This is a genomic window from Aliikangiella litoralis (genome assembly GCF_052495765.1).
The window spans coordinates 310,097-337,037 of record NZ_CP199292.1; the positions used below are offsets into that span (position 1 = coordinate 310,097).

The window sequence follows — 26,941 nt, forward strand, 5'->3', positions numbered from 1 at the left end:
TTAAAGTGATTATGGAGAATTAAATGCTAGGTTTAATTAGTATGTTTTCTTTGGCCTAGTATGAGCAAAAGTAATAAATAAACTCCTAAACTTCCACCACCACTAGTCGTTTTGGGTTTTGCTTTTGTTGTTGTTGTAAAACGTGATGACAAGCTACCAACCGTTAGAGTTGTTTGCACTTGAGTTTGATTGAGCGATGAACTGGTATGTTTAACGCAAACACTACTGCCATTAGCTATAACGCTCGATTGTGAGGTGAAAAAGTCGGTGCAACCTACCGAGTATTTTCCACCAGTAACCTGAATATTAACTGCTGTTGATATTCCTGTGATGGTAACAGCGTTGGATATTTGCTCTGTAGATGTTTGTACATTGTTTAAATGATTAAATTCAAAGCTATCGGGCTTTCTATCTGAGTCAGTAGTACTGATAAAACTGCCTGTGACGCCATTAACATTGAGATGAGTAACGGTTTGTGAGTCATAATTTTCAGAAGATATATGCCTGACACAAACGGTATCATTAGGTTTAATTCTGCCGTTTGATTGAGTAAATTCTGATGCTACACAGCCAATAGAATATTCGCCATTGGAAACTGCGATTGGAATTTCGATTTGGAAATCTGTGATAGTCACTGCCGCAGATGTTTGTAGTGACTGAAGCTTCGCTCTTGTTATTGCTCTAAAAGTAAAGTCAGCAGGTAATGTGTCGGCGATAGTTGTTGTGGTGAATGTGTTGTTCATTTTACCCAAAGTTAATTCTGTTGTTATTGTTTCTAAATTTTTATCGGATGTTTTATGTCTGACACAAATAGTTTCCCCATTTGATATTTGGCTATTAATAGCGGTAAATTGATCGGGTAAACAACCAATAGAGTATTCGCCATTATTGACACTGACATTGACTTGATGGCTAATACCAGAAACCATAATTTCATTTGATATTTTATAGGTGTTTAACTCGGCATCTAAATAGGACTGGAATTGAAAGGCATCTGGTAAAGTATCGGCTAAAGTGTGAGAACTAAAAGTAAATTGTGCTGCACCTATATCCAGTAATGTTTCTACACTCGTCCAGTAGTTTTCTGAAGAGATGTGGCGTAAGCAAATAGTATCGCCGTTATTGGCAACACTATTGGCTGAAGTGAACACATCTGTGCAACCAATAGAATATTCGCCATTAGTAATGCTAACATTAACAGGCACTCTAATACCCGTTATTGTTTTGGCTTTGGTCGTTAGTAAAATATTTCGCTCAACATTGTTTAAATGCGTAAAGTTGATTGTATGTGGAATATCATCACTTAGTTTTGCTTTAAAAACACCGCGTCCATGAGTTGCTGCATACAATGTATCTGTATCATGCCAGGTTAGCTCATCAACCGAGACGTTGGCTGGACCATTATTTTCTATACTCCAAGTTTCTCCATAGTCTTCACTAGAAAATATGCCTACTTCTGTTCCAACATAAATTTGATTGTTGCGAATTGGGTGGACGCTAATTGTTTTGATTGGAGCTGAAGGTAAGGCTGTTATACCACTTCCTGAAGAGGTTATCCAAGTTGCACCAGCATCGGTTGACTTCCATAAGTTATTGTCTTCATAGCCGCCAAAGGATATATAGAGTGTGTCTGTATTAATAGGATCTATAGCAATACTTGTTAAAAAACGGTGTGGTAAATCATGTGTTGTTATTAATTGCCATTCTGGCTCATCATCGGTTCCATCATCGGTTTTATATAAAGCACCATTATTATGACCCACATAAATGATATCGCTATTGGCTGGAGAAATATTGATCGTACTAATTGGCGAGTCATTTGATATTGGTGATTTTATCACCTGCCACTCTGGTGTGTCTTGTTTGACATTATTACTAACCCATAATTGATGTGACCCTGCTAACATTCTTTTTTCGTTATTAGGATCTAACATAAAGGGTGCAATAAAATTAGATTTTGCTGTCATTGCTTGATCATAAATGGGCTCAGAAGTATTGCCGCCATTGATACTTCGGTGGATTTTGAGGTGTACATATTCGCTATAAATATAATTGGGATCGATTGGGTCAAATGCCGAAAATCCGCCATCGCCACTAAATATTTCCGTCCAGTTTTCACTATCACCATGGTAAATTAGTGTTCCGTTATCTTGCGTTCCACCAACCACTTTACCATTGGAACCAACACTAACCCCATAAAACTGGGTGATTGCTAGTTGATTGTTAAGCTCTTGCCACCCAACATCATCATGGACTTTTTGTATATCTGGCGCTGTATAAATGCCACCATCATTAGCGAAGTAAACTTGGTTATTATTGATTCCGTCATAGTCTGGATGTTCTAGAATAAAGTGGTGATCGGCATGTGCTGAACTGGGTGCTAGCCACCATCGGCTAATTTTATTGAGAGTATTACCTGAGTCATTACTTTTCCATAGATCTAACCCACCCACAATAATTTGGTTTTCATTGAATGGATCAATCCACAGGGCATTGGCATACCAGCCTTGTGAACCTAAAAAGTTTTTGCCGGAATTGACTAGAGAGTAAGATTGCCCACCATCACTACTTTTCCAGATTTCGCCTGAATTTTTATCGATAGATGCATAGACTATGTTAGGATTTGAAGGAGCGTAAGCGAGCTCTATACGCTCATAAGATAATGAGTCAAGACCGCTTGCCTGACTCCAGTTTTGTCCTCCGTCATTAGAGTAGAGCGCTTGCCCCCATTTTCCAGCAATGAGTTTATTGTTGTCAGTGGGGTGTACATCAATATCGTTGGTACGGCCGTTGTGTGTTTTTACCCAGCTTATACCTGCATCGCCAGAGGCCCAAATTCCAGTATGTGTGGCTGCAAGTAGTAGGCTGGAGTTATTTAACATAGTGAGCCGATTAACCCAGTAAAAATTAGATGAATTTTGTGTACTGCTTAGTGCAGACCAAGTCACTCCCTTGTCTTCAGATTTAAAAATACCCAAGCCTCTAATTTGATCAACATTGAATGTTCCTTCGCCTGTACCAGCATAAATAATATTACTATTGTTTGGATCAAAAATAAGAGTGCTTATTGATAAATTAGCCATAAAGTCGTCTGTTGGTGACCAGGATTGGCCAGCATTTTCAGTCAGCCAAACTCCACCAGATACTGCTCCAGCATAAATTCGTTCACTATTGTCTGGGTCAAATGCAAAAGAACGGATCCGGCCACCAATATTTCCGGGGCCAATAGATTGCCAGAGATTTGGGCTTATCTCTGAGCGTTCTTGTATGTAACGGCTCATTGATTTAACTTGTTGCTGAGCTTTTTGCCAATTTTCAATATTAACCTGATTATTTTCACTGAGTTGTTGCTGGTAACGAAAAGATTTTGCTTCACCAGGGTGATCAGGTTTGGGCTGAGAGAGTTTTGTTATTGCTCGATTTAAACTAGCGTAGGACATTCGGCAAATATCATCTTGTCTTACACTCCGTTCTTTTTCTAACCGAGAAAGCATTGTTGCCGATAAGTTTTGTATTAGTTCTCGATGTAAATCGGTAAAATTGGAACCACAGCTTTCTACTTGATTGAGGTTGATGGTTGCTATTGAAGCAATAACAAGAACAGACAGGGCTGCTAATTTAGCGAGTCGTAGTATATTCATCTTCGCTAATTAATCTTTATTTTTTAATGTATGCTGCATCATGTTACCAGTAGTATGTAAAGCTTCAGATGAGATTGTTAATTGAAAAATACCTCTACGTTTAAACTGTAATGTATTTTTAACATCGAGATATGCATAGCTTGTTTTTAGCCGCTGATTCTATCAAAAAAAGATAATGTTGATTAAAAACAAGTCGCATTTAAGGATATAAATTAAATAAAAATGTGAATTAGTACGTTTTTTATTGATCTTTAATGAAAGCTGAACATTATAACCGTTTCAAAATTATTGATAACTTGTCGCGTTTTGTCGCGTTGATTTTTCAACCAATAGCTGTTTTTATTGAAAACAGCTATTTGAAGTAAGGGTTATATAGCCTAGTAATATTACTTTGAGGTTCTAGCTTTTAAACTTTCATAATGAAAAGTAAGCCCCTCCGCTAGTGCTAAGGGCATAGCTGCTTCAGATAACTGCTGGCGCCCGTGATCATTGAGCTGTTGTATTGTGCATATTTTTAAATAGGTATTAATATTTAACCCGCCAGTTTGTCTCGCATAACCTAATGTCGGAAGTGTATGGTTTGGACCTGTTATATAGTCTCCCAAAGCAACAGCGCTATTAGCACCAACAAACAAAGAGCCATAGTGGTTAAGTTGCTCTGCTTTAATTTGTTGGTGACAAAGCATTAAGTGTTCAGGAGCATAAGTTTCACTGAATGTGATTAATTCATTAACTGATTGCGCATAAATTAACTCAATCTGTCTTTGTTCAAGTAGTTTTTGAGTGTTTTGATTGCTGGTTAAGTAGGCTAACAAAGAATCTAACCAATTTCTGCTGTCACTAACAATCAGTGAACAAGCGAGTGGATCATGCTCTGCTTGGGCAAGTGCATCAAGCGCAAGCCATTCGATAGGTTGTTTATCATCACACAATGCTAATAATTCACTCGGACCAGCTAACCCATCTATTTTAACGCGGCTTTGCAATTGCTTTTTAGCTTCATTGACCCAGGCATTGCCAGGGCCAACAATTAAATCAACCGGCTCTATGGTTTCGTAACCTTGAGCTAAGGCTGCAATGGCTTGTACGCCACCAAGTTGAATAAATTGGGTTGCACTAGCTAATGAGGCGGCAGCTAAAACGGCTGGGTGAGCTGAAGGTGAACAAGCTATACGAACAGGACAACCTGCAACTTTGGCTGGTATTAATGTCATCAATGCTGTTGATATCAGCGGAAATCTACCACCAGGTATATAGGCTCCCACTCTATTAATGGGAGAAACAACTTGGCCAAAAGAACCGAACTCATCCGCAAACTGTTTTGAGTCTATGCCTGATCTTTGAAATCGAGCAAATGACTCTATTCTTTGTGCCGCTAACTTTATAGCGTCGGCTAACTGGCTATCGAGTTGATAATCTGCAAATGGTTTCAACTGGATAAACTGTGGTGGCTGTCGATCAAATTGCTCTGATAATTCCCTGATTTTGCTATCTCCGTCCGATGCGATATCAAATAGCATTTGTCTGACTTGATTTTCAATGTCAGCATTTTGATCGAGAAGAGGGCGCTGCCAATTTTGAGCGTTAGTTATCATTAAAGCGACTCCTTAGCTCAGTAGTAATTGCATTAATATCGACATCTTTTGCTAGCGCATCAACCAATGCAAAAAAGATCAAGTCGGCTGCTTCCCATCGAACCTCTTCGTAACTTTGTGCTTCGATAAGTTCATCAGCTTCTTCGCGAATTTTTTCGGCTCTAAAATCAGCAGACTTAAAAAGTTTAGTCGTAAAAGAATCATCGGGTAATAACTCTTTTCTTCGAGCTAATAAGTCAGTGAGTCGATTTAAATCAAAAGGGCGGTTTTGTGATGCAAAACAGCTATAGCGATCAAAGTGACAAGCATTGTTGGTTTGTTTGACGCGGAATAATATGGTGTCTCCATCACAATCAACATCCGCTTGAACAAGTTGTTGTTGATTTCCGCTCGTTAAGCCTTTTTCCCATAATGATTGACGGCTTCGGCTCCAATAAATACCTTTACGTTCTTCTAATGCTTTAGTTAATGATTGTTGATTTGAATAAGCTAGCATGAGAACTTTATTGGTGTCTGCATCTTGAACGATTGTTGGAACTAAAGGAGCTTTCTCAAAATCAATTTGAGAAAGAAAACAGTCGGTTAATTTTAGTTTGCCTGTATAAATAGACATACCTATTTGCCCATTTGCACCTAATTGAGTGTACCATTCAATATCATCTAGAGAAGTAATACCACCAGCAATGGTTACTGGCACCGATGATGTTTTAATAACTTGCTCTATTCGTGGTTTATCAATACCTTGTAATAAGCCTTCCTTTTCGACTTGTGTATATAAAAACTCACAACAATTTTGAGAGAGCTCAGGTATTAAGTCTAATACTTTTTCACCTTCTGTATTTTGCCAGCCTTGTGTTGACCAGTAATCACCCTTGGCATCAATTGCAAAGATTAAAGTTTCTTTAGAGAGTTTTTTAACCCAATCTTTACGACAGTTTGTACCAATAATAATTTTGCTTGCACCAGCTTTAATATATTCTTTAGCCGTCTCTAAATCACGAATGCCACCACCTACTCGACACGGTCTTACTTTCAGTAATTGCTTAATTAATTCTTTATTACTACCTTGGCCTAAAGCTGCATCTAAATCAATAATAGCGACTTCACCATAAGTTGCAAATTCTTCGAGCAATTCAAAAACATCATCACGCTCTAATACTTTTTCTTTACCTTGTTTTAATTGAACCGCTTTGCCATTCATTAAGTCAATTGATGGTATTAACATTCTTTAGTTCCTATTTTTTAATGGCTAATAACCTTATTAATATAACCATTTATTGTTAATTAATTTATGTTGCTTAAGTCAGTTTAGTAAGTGCGTATATTGATCGCATTGTTGATTAAAAACTGTTTCACTTGTCCGACATTATATTCACCACTATGAAACATACCTGCGGCTAAACAAGCATCTGCACCTTGTTGAAATGCTTCTAGAAAATGTTGTTCATTTTTTGCGCCGCCAGATGCAATAACTTGGATAGGAACCGATTGACTAACTTTTTGAGTTAAACGAGTATCAAACCCTGAACCTGTCCCATCCTTATGCATAGCAGTTAATAAAATTTCGCCAGCTCCTCTATCGGCAACTTCTTTAGTCCAGCTAAAAAAATCTTTATCGACTAATTTTCTTCCGCCGTTAATGTAGAGCCCTAGTTGCTTTTCTTGCTGATTAACATCAATGGCAACCACTACGCACTGGCTACCATATGCAATTGCCGTTTGGTCAATAATATCCGGTTGTAAAACTGCTGTAGTGTTTAAAGCAACTTTATCTGCTCCAGCATCTAGAAAGGCTTTAACGTCATCTAGTTTTTTTAGTCCACCGCCAACTGTAAATGGAATTGATAAATTTTTTGCAATGTCTGTGACGAGTTTTAATGCTGTAGGACGCCTTTCGTTACTAGCAGATATATCTAAAAAGACAAGTTCATCAGCTCCTTGTTTTTCATAGTTTAATGCAAGCTCTACTGGATCACCCATATCTCTCAGCTGCTTAAAATTAGTGCCTTTAACCACTCGTCCTTTATCAACATCAAGACAAACTATTATTCTTGGCATTAAACTATTAATGGTTGGTTTTATATTAGAATTCATTTTAAATTCCTTCCAAATCTAAGGCTTGTTTAATAATTTCGCTTCCGACATGACTTGACTTTTCTGGATGAAATTGAACGCCAGTAAGGTTACCCATTTTTATCGCGGCGCAAAAAGTTTCACCGTAGGTCGTTTTTGCAATAGCATTTTGACTCTCTTTAATGGCATAGCTGTTAACAAAGTAAACACATGAATCAGGCCATACTTCACTGTCTAATTTAGACCATCCTACCATTGGTTTTTTAGGAAAATCTAAAGCTTCCGCTCTACCTTGCAACCAACCAAGACCAACGGCATCAGGATCTTCGTCGCTACTATTAAAAAATATCTGCATGCCAACACAAATACCTAAAATAGGAATGTTTTTCTCGCGTGCTTGAGAAAGATATATATCCCATTTATTTTGTAAAATGTTTTTCATTACTGTGCCAAAACGACCTTGACCAGGTATAACAATCGCATCGTATTTTTGATTATCAGGCTGTTGCAAAATATAACCGGTATAGCCAAGTCTTTCTATTGCTGCCTTTAAACTAAAAAGATTGCCTGCTTTTGTATCAACAATCAGTACTTTTTTCATTAATTTTAGTCCAACTCAATTCTATTAAATTATAATGTAAACTTATAATATGCCTTTTGTTGTATTATCGCCTTGGCTTTCAGATAGTGCTTCTTTTAGAGCATAAGCTAGTGCCTTAAAACACCCTTCTGCTAGGTGATGATTATTTCGATAATACATTGGTTTAATATGCAGTGTTATCGCTGCGGTAGTTGCAAGTGTTAAAAAGAAATGTTCAAACATTTCGGTGCTCATGTTGCCTACATTTTCTCGTGTAAAGTTCAATTCGCCGACATAAATTCCACGGCCAGAAAGATCTACCGCACACATAATGAGTGCCTCATCCATTGGTAATAAACGTTGCCCATAACGCTGCATTGTTTGACGTTGACGCCAGCTTTGTTGTAACGCGTCACCTAAACATATTGCAATATCTTCAACCGTATGATGATCATCAATATGTAAGTCACCATTGACCGAAAGGTTTAAATCCCAACGTGCATGTGAAGCAAGTTGATGAATCATATGATCGAGAAAACCAATGCCTGTATTGATATTAATTGATTGTTGACCATCTACATTAAGTGTAATTTCAATATCGGTTTCTTTGGTTTTTCTTGAAACTGAAATAGTTCTATTCGTTGTTTGTTTTATTTTATCGGACATAGCCATGCCTCCAATTCATTTATATCTTTTAGTACAATATCAGCTCCCGCCTCATAAAGAATTTCAGCGCTTCTTTCGCCAATGCCAATAGCGAGAGAATTTGAGGCGTTGGCGGCTTGCATATCGTCGGGATTGTCGCCGCACATCCAACTGAAATTTGAGAACTTTTTTTGTAATTTCTGTATTCCTTCTGGTGAAGGTTTTGGTTGCTCGACATCATCCAGACTTACCAGTTCCAATTTTTCGAGGTTAATAAAGTTTTGGCCTGCTTGTGCTTCATTAAATGGTCTACCAGTAACTATAGCAAAGTTGGTTTGTTGACAGTCGTTAATTTTGGAAACCAGTGAATTATTAATGAGAGGTTTTTCATTAGCGACAAAACCATCATTATTTTCACCTAAGTAAAGTTTTTGAAAAACTTCAGTTACTTCATTGAGGTTTGATTTTATATTTTGTTTTTCTAATAATGCTTGAGTGAGTACCCAGTCATTATTAAAGCCCCCTGCATCTTTAAGTTGGAATATTTCTGACTGATTAATTTCTTTCCCTGACAATTGTTTTACTGTCGCTTTAATTGTGGTGTCGTAGCTATCACTTGTATCGATCAACACACCATCCATATCTAAACAGATTAAATCTGGACATAGTGTGTGTTTTAATAATGATAGTAATTTTTCTGTTGTGTAAGGTATTGTAATTCTGATGCAATTAGCTAGTTCATTTTCATTAAAAGCTCTAACTAAAACGCCATTTTTTTGTAAAAATGAACGCATTGCCTGAGCTTGATTATTGGGCAGTTGTATTAATATAAAGTTTGCTTCACTTGGCATAACGGTTATATTAATGCTTTGCAAGAAGTTAATTATTTTCTTTCGATTGTTAATGATCGACTGACAGTAATCTTGCATTTCTTTTCTATTGTTCTTTTCTAATGCGAGTTCTGCTATTTGTAAGCTGGGCTGTGGAATGTTGAAAGGCATACATCGAGAAGTAAACTGGTTTATTATTTTTTCTGAACCTAATATATAACCTAGACGAATACCTGCTAGACCATATGCTTTAGAAAGAGTTCTTAAAATGATCAGGTTATCATAAAGAGATAATAATGAATTAACGACACTCTCTTCTTCACTAAATTCAATGTAAGCTTCATCTAAAAATATCCAGCCATTATTTTTTTGTGCTGTTTCAATAATATTAATTAAATCATTAATTGGAATGAGTTCTCCTGTTGGATTATTGGGTCGAGTTATTACTGTAACTGAGTTACTTGTGTTCTGAATTGTGGAGAGCGTCGTACTAATGTTAATTGATAGGTCTTGATTGGCTGGAATTAGTTTTGCGTTTAGCTTCCAGCTCTCCACGCCCCAGGTATATTGTGAGAATGCAGGTAGTGGCAAAATTAATTCTCGCTCTTCTTTTATTAAGCGCATTAAAATCATGATTGCTTCGTCACCACCATTAGTACAGAGCACTTGCTTTGGTGAGAGCTGATTAAGTTCAGCAATGCGTTTTTCAAGTGATTGTCTTTGCGGGTAACGCCAATAAAACTTGCCATCAGGTAAGCTGTCTACCAAAGGACTTGTATTATCACTTCGTTCATTAAAATCTAGCTTGAGATAAGTTTGCATTTTTTATTCTCGATCTAATTGGCTTATTGCTATAGTGCTTTTCTAACGGGTGTTTCCAAAATATCTGTTGCACCTGCCTTAATCAACTTTGGAAGCAGATCGCGTATTTCACTTTTTTTAACCGCCGCTTTAACTGCAAATCCTTTGTCTTGATAAAGAGGAGAGACTGTTGGGTATCGCATGGATGGTAATAAAGAAACGATTGAGTTGATCTTTTCACTAGTACAGTTCATTTCTAATAAAACTCTTTCTCGACCATTAATCACTGCTTGCATTAAAGTTAATAAATCTTCGATGTCTTTTCTTTTTCCGGTATCTTCCAATACACCGCTATTAGCAATGAATTGAGTCGAACTTTCCATAACGGTATCGACAATTTTAAGTCGATTGGCGCGTATTGTTGTTCCTGTAGATGTGTTATCAATAATCATATCTGCATCTTCAGGTGGGAATACTTCAGTTGCGCCATAAGAGCGCAATAGTTGGTAATTAATTCCTAGTTTGTTAAGGTAATCAGTGCTGATATTTTTATATTCAGAAGCAACTATTAATTTGCGCTTTTGCATTTCTTGCCAATCCCAATCTTCAGGAATACAAGTCACAATTTTTACTGGGTCATAACCAAGATTTTTTAAAGTTTCAACATTACAACGTCTCTCTTGAATCCAATCTAAACCTGCAAATCCTATATCGTGTTGACCCATTTCAACCAATGAAGGAATGTTTTGGCTTTTTAAAAGTTTAACTTCGAGATCAAAACCATACGCTTTAGGACGGTAGTTACGTTCATCACCAATTAGTTCTATTCCGCAGTCTGAAAGTAATTTTAGAACTTTTGTATTTATTCTTCCTTTCGGAAGTACTAGTTTAAGTGTCATTTTATTTTCTCTTATTAAAGTTAATTTTTAAAAGCATTAAAAAAGCCCCGGTTACTGAGGTAAACGGGGCTTTGAAATTTGTGTTATTAATTTATTTACACATACGAAAAAGCACCCTCATCTTAAATGATGATGGTGATGCAAAACGATTGAGCTAAGCGAAATATTTTTTGTTTGTGTTTTCATGTGAGCGATTGTTTCAGATTGAGTATGAGATCTCAAATAACCAGAGGTTATATCTTAGGCTTTTAATGAATCTGAATAACCAAAAAACTTGTATTAGAATAGTAAAAAATAAATACTCATGTATATACAAGCTTGTAGGGCATTGATTGAAATACGCTTTTAAATGATAAAAAATATTTTAATTAATAGCCGGTGGCTTTTTGTTGTTTTGCAAGGCATTTTAAAATGTAAATAATTTAAATAAATTTTTTAATTATTGAGGAAAAATATATTTTATACTGCTTTATATTGTTGAATATTTAGGGTTTAGATGTATATACAAGTTTGCTGTATAGATTAAAAATTAATTAGTCCATAGTGGAATGATTAGCCCATAATAATATTTTAAAAATTGTATAAATAGTAATGGATTCTTTTCTCTTTTTCTTGGTCACTAAGAGAAAAATTTCAGCCATACAATTTAAAGTATGACTGAAATAAACATTATCAAAATTAGTTAGCTTTTACAAAAGGTACGATAAACACTTTCATTACCGGGCCCACCGTAGCCATTAGTTAAACGACGATGTGCACGAAGAAACACAATATAAGAACAAGCATCCCATGTAGTAACATTGACAGGGTTATTTGCAGTTGCAGGTACACCTGTTGATTCTCCGCCTCGAAATGTAAGACTTCCACCATCATCGATACGTGGTACAGACCAATGCATGTGGGAGCCTTGTTTCTCAATTTCTACTTCGAACCAGTCTAAATGAGGGTGATCTACCGTATAGCGAGCAGTTACTGTATTGCTAATTGGTTGACATAGGTTTGAGCCTACCAGAAACTCGTCAAGTTCTAGCCACATTAATGTTCTTGCGTTGTTAATAACAATTTTTTCAAGAAGACTTTCGTGAATAGTTACCCAGCCACTACCTGTATTTTCTTGTAATTCATAAGCGAGTCCAAAAGTATGAATTTGACGAGCTAGGTCAACAGTTGCTGGTGAACCTGCATCAGGATTAGGTGATGGGTTAGGGTAAGCATTTGTTGGTGCTAAGTAAGTTGAGTTTAATTGTGAACATCTAGTTATCCCCACCTTGTGAAGATATTTTAAAAGCTTAAAGTCTTCAGTTTTTTTAATTCAGGAGACTTTAAGATGAACAAACGTAGCGAGCAAGAATGGTTGTCATTATTTAAACAACACGATGAAAGTGGTTTAACGGCAGCCGCTTTTTGTCGAGAGAATCGATTGTGTGCCAAATACTTCAGCAAGCGGAAGCTGGATTTAAACTGGAAAGCCGAGCGGCTCCAAGGTACTCAGTCATTTATCCGAGTGAATCGTCCCAAGTCAAGACCGACACAGATTGAAATGAAAGTTGGAGAGCTGCAATTGAGTTTACCCGATTCAGTAGAGGCCAACTGGTTAGCGAAGCTTGTTAAGGCATTAGTATGAAATCCGCAACCGATTTCGAGTTGATTTATCTGCATCGAGACCCGGTGGATTTTCGCAAATCAATAAACGGTTTAACGGTGATAGTGGAGCAGGAGATGGCACTCTCACCTTTCAGTGAAGCGCTATTCGTTTTTTGCAATAAAGCGAGAGATAAACTCAAAGTGCTTTACTGGGATAACACCGGTTTTGCCTTATGGTATAAACGTCTGGAAAAAGAGAAATTCAAGTGGCCGAAAAAACATTCTCAGGCCATGATGGCTTTAACCGAGCAACAGTGGTGTTGGTTATTATCCGGGCTAGATATTAGTCGAATGCAAGGCCATCAAGCTATCACATTTGAAAGGGTCCGTTGATCAAAAAAATCAACCGCTGATCGTCAATTAGGTTACCGGGCCGTCAACTCTGTTAGACTGTCGGCCATGAAACACTCACCAGATATTTTCCCTGATGATATGGCAGCGCTCAAAGCGCTGCTTCTGACCGAGCGTGAGAAAAATAAACAGCTCATGGCTCAAAATCAGTATTTATTAGAACAATTTCGTCTGGCGCAACACAAGCGATTTGGTCAAAGCAGTGAAGCTCACGAAGAACAGTTAGACTTATTTAATGAAGCGGAGCAAATTGCTGATGAGGGTATTGAGCCAGAAAAAGAGAGTATCAGTTACACTCGCAATAAACCCAAACGAAAGCCGCTCCCGCAAGATTTACCGCGAGAAGTGATTATTCATGACATAGCTGATGAAGAAAAAGTTTGTGATTGTTGTGGTGGTGAGCTTCACCGAATGGGTGAAGATAAAAGTGAGCAGTTAGAATTTATTCCAGCGAGCATTAAAGTGATTGAACATGTTCGCCCTAAATATAGTTGCCGGACTTGTGAGAAAAAAGAAACGCAAGTTAGCATCAAACAAGCGGCCGTACCAGTCAGTCCCATTCCGAAGAGTATGGCCACGCCTTCCTTGTTGAGTCAGGTGATAACCAGCAAGTACCAGTATAGCCTGCCGCTTTATCGACAAGAGCTACTCTTTGTGCAACACGGTGTTGAACTTAACCGCAAAACTCTGAGTGAATGGATGTTAAAGTGTGCTGAATTGTTTAAACCCATTATTGAACGTTGGCATGAATTGATGTTACAACAACCCGTCATCCAGGCAGATGAGACGACATTGAATGTGATTAGTGAGGATAAAGTTAAATGCTATATGTGGCTTTACTGCACAGGCTCTGACTCGCCTCAAGATAATGGGATACCGAATATGGTGTTGTTTGACTATCAAGCCAGTCGTCGTGGGCAGTGCGCTGTTGATTTTTTGCAGGACTTTAAAGGCTATTTGCAAGCGGATGGCTATGCGGGCTATGAACAAACCCAAGCCAAACTCGTGGGCTGTTGGGCCCATGCTAGACGTAAGTTTATTGAGGCAGAAAAAGTCCAGGGAAAAAATAAAACCGGTAAAGCTAACTGGGCCATTAGCCACATCAAAAAGCTGTATCGGATTGAAACGCAAATCAAGGCACTATCGTCCGATGAAAAATTGAATCAGCGGCAGGAAAAAGCTCTGCCGCTACTCAATCAGTTTAAAACGTGGCTGGATAAATCTGCCCTACAAGTCCCACCGAAATCCGCGATAGGCAAAGCCATTGCTTACAGTTTGAATCAATGGCCCAAACTCATTCGCTACACTGAAGATGGCCAACTGAATATTGATAACAACCGGGCTGAGCGGGCTATTAAACCGCTGGTCATTGGGCGTAAAAACTGGCTATTTGCCAATACCGCCAGAGGCGCACAAGCCAGTGCAACACTTTACAGTCTGATTGAAACCGCTAAAGCGAATGGACTCATTCCATTTGATTATCTGAACTATCTGCTGACTGAGTTACCGAGAGCGACCACCAACATTGAAGCATTAATGCCTTGGAATTTTAACAATAGATAAAATCGCTAGGTGGAATTAGCAGACGCTTACGTTTAATTTTATCAAGCGATTGCTGACAGGAGTGTATCTAGGATCATTTTCTACTTCGATCCAACCATTCACATCAGGTATATGATTATGAGTTGCAGTAGGGTTATTAACATAAACTGGCTCAAGAATTAGCGGTGATAGTGATACAACAATTTGTCCCACTTGAGTTGAGGGGATCATATCTTTAGTAACAGGTGTTGAAGGTAAAGCTGGGCCTGTCCAATTACGTTCATATAAAAACCTATATCTCAATTGGCGTGTTGCTGTTGCTTTACCTGTTTGACCAATCATAGTCATAGTACCGGTAAAAGCGAGGTTGCCAATTTGCGTATAACCATTACTTCGAAAGTCATGCATATTGACTGAGTCTGGAATTTGATAATTACCGACATGTGTCCACATTGGTATTTCTAATGGATTCGGTGGAGCTAGGTCAACACAAAGTTCTACGCAAAAACAATTGGAGATATCTTCTCTATCGGGCTTTCGTCCTCTTGATGGTGGTTCGTCGAGTAATTGAATTAAGTTGCCATTGGCATCTAGTGCCTCTATTTGAAAATAAACATCAGGTCCACCTGTCCATTCTAAATTAATAAAAGGTGAAAGCGGTGTTTGTTTAAACTGTTCACTACTATAATAAATGTAGAACCAACCATTTGCATCAGTAATTGCTTGCCCCAAAAAGTCATTCTGGATCCAGTCAACGTCATTTGCTTTTACATTCACACCGCCGACAGGTCCCTGAGGTTTTTGGCAAGTGGTTACTCGACCACAAATTACCCAGACATCATGTTTTTTTAGCCAGGTACACCATATATTAGCTGGCACGATTAACTCGTCATAATGTTGGAAATAGTGATCAAGTTGTTCCCATGATGGACGGTAACAAGCTAGCAAAAAATGCTCACTAGATTTTAGTTTTTGATTACTTCCAGGAACTTTTTCAAAAGTTACTACAACTTCAATAGTTTCACCATTATAATCTTTTTCATCACCATTTATTTCTGTAAAAAAATTTCCTTCTTCATCTGTACTACCTGAAGCTACTAAGTTGTCTTTTCTATTGTTTAGTTCTTTTTCTGATAACTGTTGAAATGTTTTTGCAATACAAGGTTGGTTGGGGAAGTTTTCTTTAGGTTTTTTATAGAGGTGAATTGTTATATTAGAAAATTTTACTCGACATCCACAATTTGTTATTCGAGCAGCAAGGTTCGTATTAAATCTAAATAGATTTGTCATAGTTAAAGTCCTTCTTTTTAGGTTGATAAAAATTCCATAACCCTCATCCAATATTCAGTCCTTTTTGCATTTTATATTTGGCTGAAAGTTATCAAGTTTCTTTTACTACTTACAGCGCATAGCATAGTAATTGATTAGGGCTACTATCTAAATAGTTTTTATCGTAAGTTGACGTAAGACATTTCTGAGATGAACAGACAAAGAAGTGTTGATTAGTAACTTCTTTATTAGTGTAATAGTTATTTGGTTTCATATTGAGATAGCGTTTGTGAGCAAGGGGTTTATAGTCTTTTACTGGTGTTTTAGAAAATAGGTTGTTATGTAAAAGCATTATCAATTAAGTTGATTATAATCGGTTGATATAAATATCTGATATTAACTTGCACCGTTCAGTGAAAACTAAAAATCACTTGTTGATAATTTGTTAAGGTTTAAAATAGTGAATCAACGAATAATCTAAAGTGGATATTTTATGGGACGTTTACCATCCAATAATAAGTCAGAAGATAATGGCTCGAACGATTCATTTGTACCTGATAGTAATGAGCATAAAATATATGCCCGTCAGCGAGGGGTTAAAGCGTCACGTATTAAACTTGAAAAAGCATTACATGCTGCAGGTTTAAAGACTCAAGCCGCTTTAGCCAATATTATTGCTGATAAAGAAAATCTTGATTCACCGCCTAAAGATCTGGTGAATAAAGCCTTTCGTGAACGTTCGGTTGAGCCACAGACTATTGAGCGGATCGCCAACGCATTAGGTGTTGAGGCTTACACCTTATACTTGTCATCAAGTGATACTGAGTGGGAACGAACAACCGAAGCTTCTATGCGTTCGGAAGGCAATAAGCGTTTTCAGCCGAGAGAAACTGTGAATACCACACAGAGGGTTATCCCACAACGATTGACTTCAAAAAGGATTTGGTCTTTTGGGGCTGTGTTAATTATTGGATTAGTTTCTTGGAGTGTGTATTTTTTCATTCAAGATAAAAATTCATCAGCATTAATCGTTGATAATAGCGCACAAACTCGTAACGAGATTAAACTACATTCAATCAATGAAGCGTCTGTTTCGAAAACTGATATGGCTGCAACTCAGCAACCATCAATGTCGGTTAAGTCAGTTGGTCACTTTAAAAATATTGCTTTGTCGGTATTAAGCAGCCCTGAAAATGAGGTTAGTGCCCACTTGGAACAAATGCTATCTGACAAACTGCGTATTTTATTGAAGAGTCAATATCGATTAAGTTCCACTGACTTTCACTTACTCTCGCCAGACCTTGCTCCTTGGGAGCTTCCTAGTAAAATAGGAGTTGATTTTGTCGTGCAAAGCCGCTTGGTTAAGAAAGGCCGATATTTTGGTTTGTTTATTTATTTAATTAATAGCAAACATAAATATATCGCATTAACCGATGCTTGGCAGCATTTTCCAACGGTAGAAAATATTACACGCTCAGCACAAAGAGCTGTTCAGCAAATTGAAAAAATGATTAGTGAGGCAATAGACAATCGTCTAGTTACTTCTTTTCCTGTTAATGAAGCCGCACTCACATCCTATTTGAATGGCGCATATTACCAAGATAAAGCGCTGATTACTGAAAATCTGACTCGGGCTCAAACAGAATTTAGTCGTGCTCTTCGTATTGCTCCAAGTTTTCATAAGGCTAGGGCAGCACTTTGCGATAACCTTGTGCGATTAAGTATTGCTAACGGAGATAAATCACTTTTAAAAGATGCTGAGCTGGAATGTTTAAAAATACGAGAAGCGGCGCCGGAACTTGCAGATTTCTATTATGCAATGGGCCAAGTAAATCGAAAAATGGGCAATCTACAAGTTTCGCAAGATTATTACAAAAACGCTTTAAAATTAGAGCCTCGATTTACTGACGCACTATTGGGGTTAGCAGAAAGTCATATCGCTTTAGCTAATCAACAAGGTGATGTCAGTCATTTTGAAAAAGCGATTCAGTTTGTCGAGCAAGCAGAATCAATCTCTCCCGACTTTTGGAAAGCGCCACTCATTAAAGGAAGAGCTTATTTTTATTCTGGTCAACCCCAAAAAGGGATTGTTGCCACTCAAAGAAGTGTCGATATTGTACCTAATATTACTAATCTCAATAATTTAGCCTCTGTTCAATTTTGTACTGGTGATTTTAAAGATGCAAAATCTAATTTTGAAAAGCTTGTTGCTTTAGATAATGCACCGTCAGTTAGTTATTACAACCTTGGTCTTATAAACTTTTATCTTGGTGAATATGAGTATTCGTCGGAAAATATTAAGTACTATATTGACTCTTTTTTGCAGGATGAAGTAGAAGGTAATTATATGTTTTGGACTGGGTTAGCTGATTCATACCGATACTTTAAAGAGATACAGTTGGCGCACTCGGCTTATCAAGTCGCTTTACAACAAATTGAGGTGGAACGACTTAAAGGGGTAAACCAAGGTTCTTTGGAAAGTTATACGATTTATATCCAGCTCGCATTATCGGAAATTAATGATGTTCCGTTGACTAATAAATCTCAAAAAAAGATAAGCAAACGGTTAGAGAAAGTACAAAAACTATCTAAAGATCCTTACTCAAAAGCTTATATTGTTTTAAGTTGGTCGATGTTAAAAGAATATGAAAAGGCAATGCCAATTTATCGTGAGCTTTCACAAAGTTGCCAAGGTTTTTTGGGGCATCCCGCGTTAAAGCCTTTAAGAAAAATTTTACTTGCAAAAAAATGATACCTAATTGGCTATCTATCTATAGCATTCGATAACTTACGCTAATGCTAGATTCGGTTTTTGGCTAAAAACTGCATGATTACAAGACTTACATATTATATGTAGATTTTTCTCTGTATATGATATTGAGTCAATAGTTTTTATCAATTTGCAATAATTCACGTTTATTTAAAGGAAGAAGTCATGAATTTTCTATTACTATACCCGTTTTTTTTCAATGAAAAAAAAACAATCTATTTATCATTTTTATCGCTCTTATTTTTAACTTTTAGTATGAACTCATTGGCAGCGCTATCGGATAGTGAAAAGATTAGTGCCCATATTGGTACACCAACCGATCAAGATGTGTATACTTTCTATGCGGAAGCAGGTGACAACATTTTAGCGAGGATTGCAGATATTGGTGCGAATGCTTTTTATCCTCGAATTTCTCTTTATTCGTCGTCTGGTACTAGAATATCCCACGCAGCACACCATACTGCCACAGGCATAAATTATACCATTACTACAACGGGAGAATATTCATTTATTATCTCAGACTATTACCAATCTAATGCAGGCGCCTATCATTTTTATTTTAATCGTATTGCGGGGGCTAATGAGCATGGACTGCTAGCGAATGATAGTGTTAATAGTGGCCAAATTGATCTGGGTGACCTCGATAGCTACACCTTTATTGCCGATGTTGGTGATAATATTTTGTTGCGTGTTGCTGATATCGCCGGCGCTAGCTTGTATCCAAGAATGACACTCTACGCACCTGACGGTAGTCAGATCTCACATGCGTCACATCATACTGCAACAGGATTAAATCATACTGCTGAGATGAGTGGGACCTATACTGTTGTCATTAGTGATTATTATGTGACAGGTACAGGTATTTACGAGCTTTTTTATGCACGTATTGCTGGTGCCAATGAACATGGTTTGTTAGTTAATGATAGTGTTAACTCGGGCGAGCTGACCTTGGGTGATCTTGATACTTATACGTTAAGTGCCAGTACAGGTGATAATATTCTATTACGTATTGCCGATATCAATGGGGCAAGTTTGTATCCCAGAATAACGCTTTATGCGCCTGATGGCAGTCAAATCTCGCAAGCGGCGCATCATACCGCTACAGGGTTAAATCATACAGCGACAGTGGATGGTACTTATACGGTTGTGATTAGCGATTACTATGTAACAGGGACGGGGGAATATCAACTTTTTTATACTCATATGGTGGGTGCTAATGAGCATGGTCTATTAACAAATGATAGTGTTAATAATGGGGAAATTGAGCTAGGCGATCTAGATAGTTATACGCTAGTCGCTAATACTGGTGATAATATTTTATTGCGTATTGCTGATATCAATGGGGCAAGTTTGTATCCAAGAATAACACTTTATGCACCCGATGGTAGCCAGATTTCGCAAGCGTCACATCATACTGCAACAGGGTTAAATCATACAGCGACAGTAGATGGTACTTACACGGTTGTAATTAGTGACTACTATGTAACAGGAACGGGAGAATACCAACTTTTTTATACACATGTAGCTGGGGCTAATGAACATGGTTTATTAGTTAATGATAGTGTTAACTCTGGCGAGTTGACGCTGGGTGATATGGATAGTTATACGTTGGTAGCCAGTGCTGGTGATAATATTTTAGTCCGTATAGCTGACTTTAGTGGTGCGAGCTTGTATCCGAGAATAACGCTTTATGCACCTGATGGTAGTCAGATTTCACAAGCGGCGCATCACACTGCAACAGGGTTAAACCATACTGCAACGGTCGATGGTACTTATACTATTATAATTAGCGATTATTATGTAACAGGTACTGGAAGTTATCATTTATATTACACCAAGGTGACTGGTGCAGATGAGTATGGTTTATTAAGTAATGATAGTGTTAGCCTAGGAGATCTTGCTCTTGGTGATCTGGATAGCTATACATTTACTGCAACAGCTGGAGATTATACTTTTCTTCGATTAGTTGATATCGATGGGACAAGTTTTTATCCCAGGTTATATTTATATGGTCCAGATGGTACTCAATTAATCTCTAGTAGCCATCATACTGCTACCGGTTTTAATCATAGAGCGACAACATCAGGGACTTATACGGTTGTGGTAAGCGATTACTACATAACCGGAACAGGAAACTACCATTTATATTTCAGTAAAGCACCGGGTGCGAATGAGTTAGGTACGCTTTATTATGGTGATGAGAAGCAAGAGACAATTGATTTGGGAGATTTAGATAGTTTTACATTTGATCCACAACTCAACCATACGATTAAGCTTAGTGTAACAGATACATCAGGCAATAGTTTTTATCCTGAAATTACGCTAGTTGCGCCTAATGGTGATTTGCTTAAACGCTCAAGTCATCACACTCAAGCCTCAATTATTTATACTATTCCTTATCGTGGTGTTTATACGGTGTTAGTGTCTGATCGCTATATTTCCGGTATCGGTAACTATAAATTGACTTATAGTAAAATAAGCGATTAGTTCATTTAGTTTTTAAATGAGTTTAAAACAAAAAACAGAACCTGGATTGGGTTCTGTTTTTTTCACTACAGAGTTGAGAGTAAAATTATACTTCAAACTCGATTCTTGGTTTAGCATCTTTTGAAGAATCAATTTGCGGTTGGCAAAGCAATAGCTTAGATGATTCTATTTTACCTTTTTCTACAACCCAGGCTTTAAAGTGTTCTCCTCTGTGTTTGCTAATTGTTCTTAATTTTTCAATATATTCTGGATTTTTAATTTCTGGCTTTAGTTCAGGCAGATCTTGGGGTGTTGCTATCGCACAAACTTTAACTTGCGTATCCGGTTTGTCTTTGAGCAATGTCGTGAATTGCTGAATAAATTTTAGTTGTTTTTCTTGAACTTCAATCATTTCAGGAGAATACTCAAGATCTTCAAAGCGGACTTTTAGCATATATTCCCCTGCAATTCTGACCACTGATAAGACATTGGCATAAGGAACAAATGTGTCGATTAAATAACTTTCTGCGGCAGACATGACTGCTTTTTTGGTAATTAATGTAATAAAACTTGAAACCCCAAAACCTGGAGCATTAACATTGCCCTTTAGGGGAATGTCTAGCTCAAGGTTTCCATCGCTATCTTTTAGCATATTAAGTGCTGAATTAAGTGGAATAGCGGATTGATCTTTTAATGAGTTTGCCTCTGCTCCATCGGCCGAAGAGAGCTCTAAGCCTCGCATGGTTAGTTTTGTTTTTCCATTTATTTTATCTTCAATAATTGATATTTTTATATCGCTATCAAATTGACCACTTAACATTTCAAATCCGAGAGATTTTTTCATATAAGGAGAAACCTCTGGCAATGAAAACTCTCTGATTTTAGAGGTAAGATTTAAATTAACTTTTTCAGAAAAAGGCAGAATGTCTCCTTGAATAGCTGCGCCGGAATAAGCATCTGTTTTAAAATCAATATTAATATTAGTTTTAATTTTTTTATCTCTGCTATCAATAGGGCCTATTTCAAGTTTTTTGAAATTCAGATGTTGCGAAAAAGTTGGCGAAACGCTTGCGTCACTAAATTTTAACTGGCTATCTTCAGTTATTATCAACTGATCTAAACTAAATGTAGGAGGGGGTTCTTTTGTTTCCTTTGTTGAATTAGATGCTTTTTGTTGTACCTCTGATGTATTAGGTTTGCTATTAAGTTCTTGTGATTCTTTCTTGTTGGGTAGTTGTGCTAAATTAATAAGCTGTTTATTTGCATCTAATAAAATAGTGCTGTCTAAGCCTGATATTTTAATTTTATTGAGTGATAAATGTTGATCGTTCACATCAATTTCGCTCAGGTTGACTTCACTTATTTTAGCGATAGGAGGTAGTAGTGTTGTTTTATTATCAGGTTGGGTTTTATCTTTTATCGTATGAATAGCTGAGGCCACTATTTCTTGTATAGTAAAAGATTTTATATTAAGTACATATTTTTGTTTTTTATCGAGGCGGAAATTACCTTTCTCTAAATTGATTTTGTCATAGCTTAATAGTAAGTCTTGCGATATGTTCTGTTTAATTTGTAGCTTCTTACCATTAATAAAAAAATTAAGTTTAATGTCGTTTTGCTTATTTTTTAATAATGATACTTCAGTGTCTACTAATTGTATATTAAGTTGTTCATTGTGAACTGTTGAGTCTGTGGCTACAAGCTTTAAGTTATTTAACTCGAGGTTAAGCTCGGGTTGCATTATTCTAATACCTTCGCTCGTTAGTGCAATTGATTGTTGAAGTTTTAAGTGAAGCTTTCCGGCTATTTTCTCTACTGGTGGAGGAATAAGATAAGCTATCTTCTCTAAGTCAAAATCATTTAACTCAAAATTAACTTGATGGGTGCCAAGTTGATTGGTTTGCTCAAAATCAAAATGTATTTTTAATGGCGAATTATTAATGGATGTCTTTATTTCTAATTTGCCTCGTTGATTTTTTTCATCAATTTTTAATCGGTTGAGGATTAATGAATGAATCGTAAAATGATGGTTAATGCCAAGGTGTTGAAAGGCAAAATTAACTTCATCAAAGTTAATTTTTTCTGCTAGCACTACCCAGGTAGGAGTTGCTTTTTTGTTCTTTGGGTCTTCTCCTGACGATTTACTTTTCGTTTCTGTTTTATCACTATTGGTCTGCTTAATCGGAAATCCTGCGATGTTAAGCTCAGTGTCAGATTGTTTTACTTGAATATCTACACCTGATATTTTCAATGTTTCTATAAGAATCTGGTTTGAAAATAAAGCCAAGCTATCGATATCAATTTCTGCTGACTTTATACTGGCGGTAGCTTTACCTGTCGAACTGTCAATTAGCTGAATATTCGTTAAGCTTATTTTGAGTATAAAAGGGTTAAACCGGATACTTGAGTTATCGGATAACTTGAAAGAATGAGCTTCAAGCTGATCGTTGATAACTAAGCGAGCCACCAAGGGGCTTATTGCCCAAACTAATAGATATAGAGCAACTATTGGCAATAATAGCCACTTTCCCAGTCCTTTAATAATAGTTACTAGCAGGCGATTATTAGTCGTTTTAGTTTCACTCATTAGTACAACAACTTTTTAGCTAATTTAATGGGAGGATAGTGTAACCAATTAATGTGATTGCTTCAAAAGATAAGATGTATACTTGTTTCACAGAGCTTCTTCCCTTTTAGTTAGTGTCATCAGAGTTTGTGATCACCTTAATCTGTTTTATTGAAAGGAGGATGCAAGGAATTGCATTTTGTTGAGTTTTTTCTTAATGTTTTAAAACAACCCCATTATTTTTAGGAAGCAGAAAATGGAATTATTCGTATCAGTAACTGGTTTTATCGTTATTTTAGCCGTATTGGTTTATATGCGTAGCAGAAAAAAGGCAATTGAAATAAAAACTCCTGATATAGTCGTGGCTATTCTTCCTGTGCTGATTTTTTTGATTGTATCAGGGAAATTATCAAAATTTGAACTAAGTGAAAGTGGCTTGAAGATTGAAACTGCTATTAATGAAGCCGCCAAAAGTGAAATATCGGGGCTTGAAATGTCAGTCGATTTAGAAAAGTTACCAGCCCGCTCTTTAAGCACGAACCCCAAAAGCATGGTTGAGGATATTCCTAAATTGATTAACAAAAAAACGGAAGCCCTATCTTTTAAGCTTGGGTTTGATGGTTATAATGGAAGAGCAATTTATATGTTCCTATCTGAATTAACGGAAAAGCCCTATTTGAAGCATTTGATTTTCTTTAATAGTGAAGGAAAGTTTTTTGGTATTTCCCCGGCCCATTCATTGGCTAAGTTGTATCCTGATAGTGGAAGAGCCTATGACCAGCTAGCTAGTTGGTTAGTGAATAATAATGAAGAAAAGATAAAAGCGTTCGTTCCAGGAATAATTACCTATGAGCAAGCTTTAATGTCTACCACTTCACGGAATGTTGCGTTATCTAAAATGGTTGAATTAAAGGTCAATGAACTACCAGTCCTCGATGGAAAGGGCAATTTTGTTGGAATGGTGGAGAGAAATGCAATATCAAGCAGTTTATTACTTGAAATCGCTTCGAAAATGAAAGAATAATTTCAGTTTGTTGGTTGATATTTAGACTATTGATTGGTGAGTGATTAGCGTCTTAATGCACAGTATAATGAGATATTTTTAATGCGCAAAGCTGGATCTTCAAGGAGAACAGCTATCGATAATATGTTATGATCGACAAAGTTTTTTAATCAGTAGCTTCGTACCTATTAAATGAAAATTTCCTTACCTAATTTTAAAGCGTCAAGAGTCCTTGTTATCGGTGATTTGATGCTTGACCGCTATTGGCATGGCGGTAGTTCAAGAATTTCTCCAGAAGCACCTGTTCAAGTAGTTAATGTTGGGCAAATTGAAGAACGTCCAGGAGGAGCAGGCAATGTTGCGCTTAATATTGCCAGTTTGGGCTGTGAAGCAACTTTGATAGGAGTAACGGGAGATGATGAAGCTGCTGATAGTTTGTATACTCGGTTAAATGCTGCCAATGTGGTTTGTGATTTTGAACGTGTCGCTGATGTACCTACAATTACTAAGTTACGTGTAATTAGTCGTCAACAGCAGTTAATTCGATTAGATTTTGAAGAGCATTTTAATGGGCGAGGAATCAGCGGGTTAGTCAAGCGTATGCAGAAGCATATAAAAGAGTGTGGCGCTGTCATATTATCTGATTACGCAAAAGGTACACTAGAAAATGTCGGTGAACTAATTAAGGTGGCTAACTCGTATAAAGTTCCTGTTCTTGTTGATCCTAAAGGCGTTGATTTTTCTAAATATCAAGGGGCAACATTGGTAACGCCTAACCTGCACGAGTTTGAAGCAGTTGTTGGCCCATGCTTTGATGAGCAAACTCTCGTTGAAAGAGGAAATAAGCTATTAGAACAGTATCAGTGGCAAGCATTACTGATTACCCGTGGCGAGCATGGAATGACTTTGTTAAGAAGAGGGTTGCCAGAATTACATTTACCTGCTTTAGCAAGAGAAGTGTTTGATGTAACTGGGGCTGGAGATACCGTGATAGGAACATTAGCTAGTGCCTTAGCTGCTGGTAGTAATATAGAAGACGCTGTTGCTTTATCCAATATTGCCGCAGGAATAGTTGTGGTTAAATTAGGAACTGCTACGGTAAGTTCTCATGAGATCCGCCGCCAATTAAGAACAGCAGGGGATACAGGTACAGGAGTAATGACACAACAGCAGGCAAAAATAGTCATTGATGAAGCTAAAGCACATGGTGAAAAAATTGTCATGACTAATGGTTGTTTTGATATTTTGCATGCTGGTCATGTTGCTTATTTACAAGAAGCCAAGGCACTAGGGGATCGACTTGTTGTCGCTGTCAATGATGATCAATCTGTACGTCAGCTAAAAGGAGAAGGGCGTCCTATTAATCCTGTTGAGCGTAGAATGTCTGTTTTGTCTGCTTTAGGATCGGTTGATTGGGTTGTTCGTTTTTCTGAAGAAACACCAAAAGATCTAATAGTTGAGCTGATGCCTGATGTGCTTGTTAAAGGTGGAGATTATCAAGTTGAACAAATTGCTGGTGCAAAAGAAGTGATTAAAAATGGCGGCAAGGTGGAGATACTTCAGTTTGTCGATGGCGTATCAACTACAGGAATTATTAATTCTATTCATCACAAGTCGTAGCGACTTCATGAGAGTTTAAGTTTAAAAACATGAAATTTTGGATATTAATATGGGGTGTGGCGTTTGCGCTAACTGCTGTTTTATTAGGTGCATTTGCTGCTCATGGATTAAAGGGAAGCTTAGATAGTTACTCATTAGGTGTTTTCAAAACGGCAGTTGATTATCAAATGCACCATGCTATTGGTTTACTTATTGTTGGTACTTTATCTGCGATGGAGTATTTTTCTACTAAGTTTTTAAAACTGTCTGCCATTGCGTTTATTATTGGAATTTTTATTTTTAGCGGTTCACTTTATGCTTTAGCTTTACTCCACCTAAAGTGGTTAGGTGCTATTACTCCTTTTGGTGGGCTTGCTTTTATTGTTGGCTGGGTTCTTTTGCTTATTGCTATTGTTAAAAAAAGTGGCCAAAGTCGGGTCTTATAAATATGCCTGAAAATAAGAATAGATTATTAACTGTGCTGGGTTGGTGTTGTTTGTTGGTCGGTGTTACTTTGTACGTAGTTCCGCTGATATATAACCAGCTAGGGCATCACTCAGGATTGGTGGCATTCGCCATTATTTTTGTTGGTATTACTTTATTAAAGTATCGTAAAGACCAAATAAACAAATAGTCGATAGACCTAATTTAAAGCTAATTGGCTACA

20 protein-coding genes are annotated in these 26,941 nt (G+C 37.2%); 9 read left to right on the forward strand and 11 right to left on the reverse strand.

Annotated elements, in window-relative coordinates:
* Positions 1–32 precede the first annotated feature (32 nt).
* From ACT5E3_RS01360 to ACT5E3_RS01400, 9 genes are all read right to left on the reverse strand, one after another.
* Positions 33–3,641 (reverse strand): hypothetical protein, encoded by a 3,609-nt coding sequence (locus ACT5E3_RS01360; RefSeq protein WP_444996531.1) that lies wholly within the window; start codon positions 3,639–3,641, stop codon positions 33–35.
* 386 nt (positions 3,642–4,027) lie between these two features.
* Complete coding sequence (hisD, locus tag ACT5E3_RS01365; protein ID WP_444996532.1) at positions 4,028–5,236, reverse strand: histidinol dehydrogenase; 1,209 nt, start codon at positions 5,234–5,236, stop codon at positions 4,028–4,030.
* On the reverse strand, positions 5,226–6,461 hold the full coding sequence (gene hisI / locus ACT5E3_RS01370) for a phosphoribosyl-AMP cyclohydrolase (protein WP_444996533.1): 1,236 nt from the start codon (positions 6,459–6,461) through the stop codon (positions 5,226–5,228). Before hisI ends, hisD begins: the two co-directional genes overlap by 11 nt.
* A gap of 83 nt (positions 6,462–6,544) precedes the next feature.
* Positions 6,545–7,330: an imidazole glycerol phosphate synthase subunit HisF gene (gene hisF / locus ACT5E3_RS01375; protein WP_444996534.1), complete on the reverse strand. Its 786-nt coding sequence runs from the start codon at positions 7,328–7,330 to the stop codon at positions 6,545–6,547.
* 1 nt (position 7,331) lies between these two features.
* A complete protein-coding gene (hisH, locus tag ACT5E3_RS01380; protein WP_444996535.1) occupies positions 7,332–7,910 on the reverse strand; it encodes an imidazole glycerol phosphate synthase subunit HisH in 579 nt (192 codons plus the stop codon).
* 42 nt (positions 7,911–7,952) lie between these two features.
* On the reverse strand, positions 7,953–8,555 hold the full coding sequence (gene hisB / locus ACT5E3_RS01385; RefSeq protein WP_444996536.1) for an imidazoleglycerol-phosphate dehydratase HisB: 603 nt from the start codon (positions 8,553–8,555) through the stop codon (positions 7,953–7,955).
* Complete coding sequence (locus tag ACT5E3_RS01390) at positions 8,540–10,186, reverse strand: aminotransferase class I/II-fold pyridoxal phosphate-dependent enzyme (RefSeq protein ID WP_444996537.1); 1,647 nt, start codon at positions 10,184–10,186, stop codon at positions 8,540–8,542. The genes hisB and ACT5E3_RS01390 overlap by 16 nt, the downstream gene beginning before the upstream one ends.
* Before the next feature lie 29 nt (positions 10,187–10,215).
* Positions 10,216–11,064, reverse strand: a complete 849-nt coding sequence (gene hisG, locus ACT5E3_RS01395; protein ID WP_444996538.1) for an ATP phosphoribosyltransferase — start codon at positions 11,062–11,064, stop codon at positions 10,216–10,218.
* A 682-nt stretch (positions 11,065–11,746) separates the two neighbouring features.
* Positions 11,747–12,331 (reverse strand): hypothetical protein, encoded by a 585-nt coding sequence (locus tag ACT5E3_RS01400; protein ID WP_444996539.1) that lies wholly within the window; start codon positions 12,329–12,331, stop codon positions 11,747–11,749.
* A gap of 60 nt (positions 12,332–12,391) precedes the next feature.
* Between ACT5E3_RS01400 and tnpA the strand changes: the two genes are divergently transcribed.
* The 3 genes from tnpA (at position 12,392) to tnpC (ending at position 14,622) form a co-directional block, all read left to right on the forward strand.
* On the forward strand, positions 12,392–12,688 hold the full coding sequence (gene tnpA, locus ACT5E3_RS01405; RefSeq protein ID WP_444995284.1) for an IS66 family insertion sequence element accessory protein TnpA: 297 nt from the start codon (positions 12,392–12,394) through the stop codon (positions 12,686–12,688).
* A complete protein-coding gene (gene tnpB / locus ACT5E3_RS01410) occupies positions 12,685–13,041 on the forward strand; it encodes an IS66 family insertion sequence element accessory protein TnpB (protein ID WP_444995285.1) in 357 nt (118 codons plus the stop codon). Before tnpA ends, tnpB begins: the two co-directional genes overlap by 4 nt.
* A 66-nt stretch (positions 13,042–13,107) precedes the next feature.
* On the forward strand, positions 13,108–14,622 hold the full coding sequence (tnpC, locus tag ACT5E3_RS01415; protein WP_444995286.1) for an IS66 family transposase: 1,515 nt from the start codon (positions 13,108–13,110) through the stop codon (positions 14,620–14,622).
* A gap of 15 nt (positions 14,623–14,637) precedes the next feature.
* Here tnpC and ACT5E3_RS01420 read toward each other — a convergent pair whose 3' ends face one another.
* A complete protein-coding gene (locus ACT5E3_RS01420; RefSeq protein ID WP_444996540.1) occupies positions 14,638–15,891 on the reverse strand; it encodes a hypothetical protein in 1,254 nt (417 codons plus the stop codon).
* Positions 15,892–16,363: 472 nt separating this feature from the next.
* Between ACT5E3_RS01420 and ACT5E3_RS01425 the strand changes: the two genes are divergently transcribed.
* Both ACT5E3_RS01425 and ACT5E3_RS01430 read left to right on the forward strand, forming a co-directional pair.
* A complete protein-coding gene (locus tag ACT5E3_RS01425) occupies positions 16,364–18,622 on the forward strand; it encodes a hypothetical protein (protein WP_444996541.1) in 2,259 nt (752 codons plus the stop codon).
* A 183-nt stretch (positions 18,623–18,805) separates the two neighbouring features.
* Entirely contained in the window at positions 18,806–21,127 is a 2,322-nt protein-coding gene (locus ACT5E3_RS01430) for a hypothetical protein (RefSeq protein WP_444996542.1), read from the forward strand.
* Positions 21,128–21,212: 85 nt separating this feature from the next.
* On the opposite strand, the gene ACT5E3_RS01435 is transcribed toward ACT5E3_RS01430, so the two are convergent.
* On the reverse strand, positions 21,213–23,693 hold the full coding sequence (locus tag ACT5E3_RS01435; protein ID WP_444996543.1) for a DUF748 domain-containing protein: 2,481 nt from the start codon (positions 23,691–23,693) through the stop codon (positions 21,213–21,215).
* Between the two features lie 235 nt (positions 23,694–23,928).
* On the opposite strand from ACT5E3_RS01435, the gene ACT5E3_RS01440 reads away from it, so the two are divergent.
* From ACT5E3_RS01440 to ACT5E3_RS01455, 4 genes are all read left to right on the forward strand, one after another.
* Entirely contained in the window at positions 23,929–24,696 is a 768-nt protein-coding gene (locus ACT5E3_RS01440) for a hypothetical protein (RefSeq protein ID WP_444996544.1), read from the forward strand.
* Between the two features lie 171 nt (positions 24,697–24,867).
* Complete coding sequence (gene hldE / locus ACT5E3_RS01445) at positions 24,868–26,295, forward strand: bifunctional D-glycero-beta-D-manno-heptose-7-phosphate kinase/D-glycero-beta-D-manno-heptose 1-phosphate adenylyltransferase HldE (RefSeq protein WP_444996545.1); 1,428 nt, start codon at positions 24,868–24,870, stop codon at positions 26,293–26,295.
* 29 nt (positions 26,296–26,324) lie between these two features.
* The gene (locus tag ACT5E3_RS01450; protein ID WP_444996546.1) at positions 26,325–26,720 is read left to right on the forward strand and encodes a DUF423 domain-containing protein; all 396 of its coding nucleotides are present in this window, start codon (positions 26,325–26,327) and stop codon (positions 26,718–26,720) included.
* Between the two features lie 2 nt (positions 26,721–26,722).
* A complete protein-coding gene (locus ACT5E3_RS01455) occupies positions 26,723–26,908 on the forward strand; it encodes a hypothetical protein (protein ID WP_444996547.1) in 186 nt (61 codons plus the stop codon).
* The last annotated feature ends 33 nt before the right edge of the window (positions 26,909–26,941 follow it).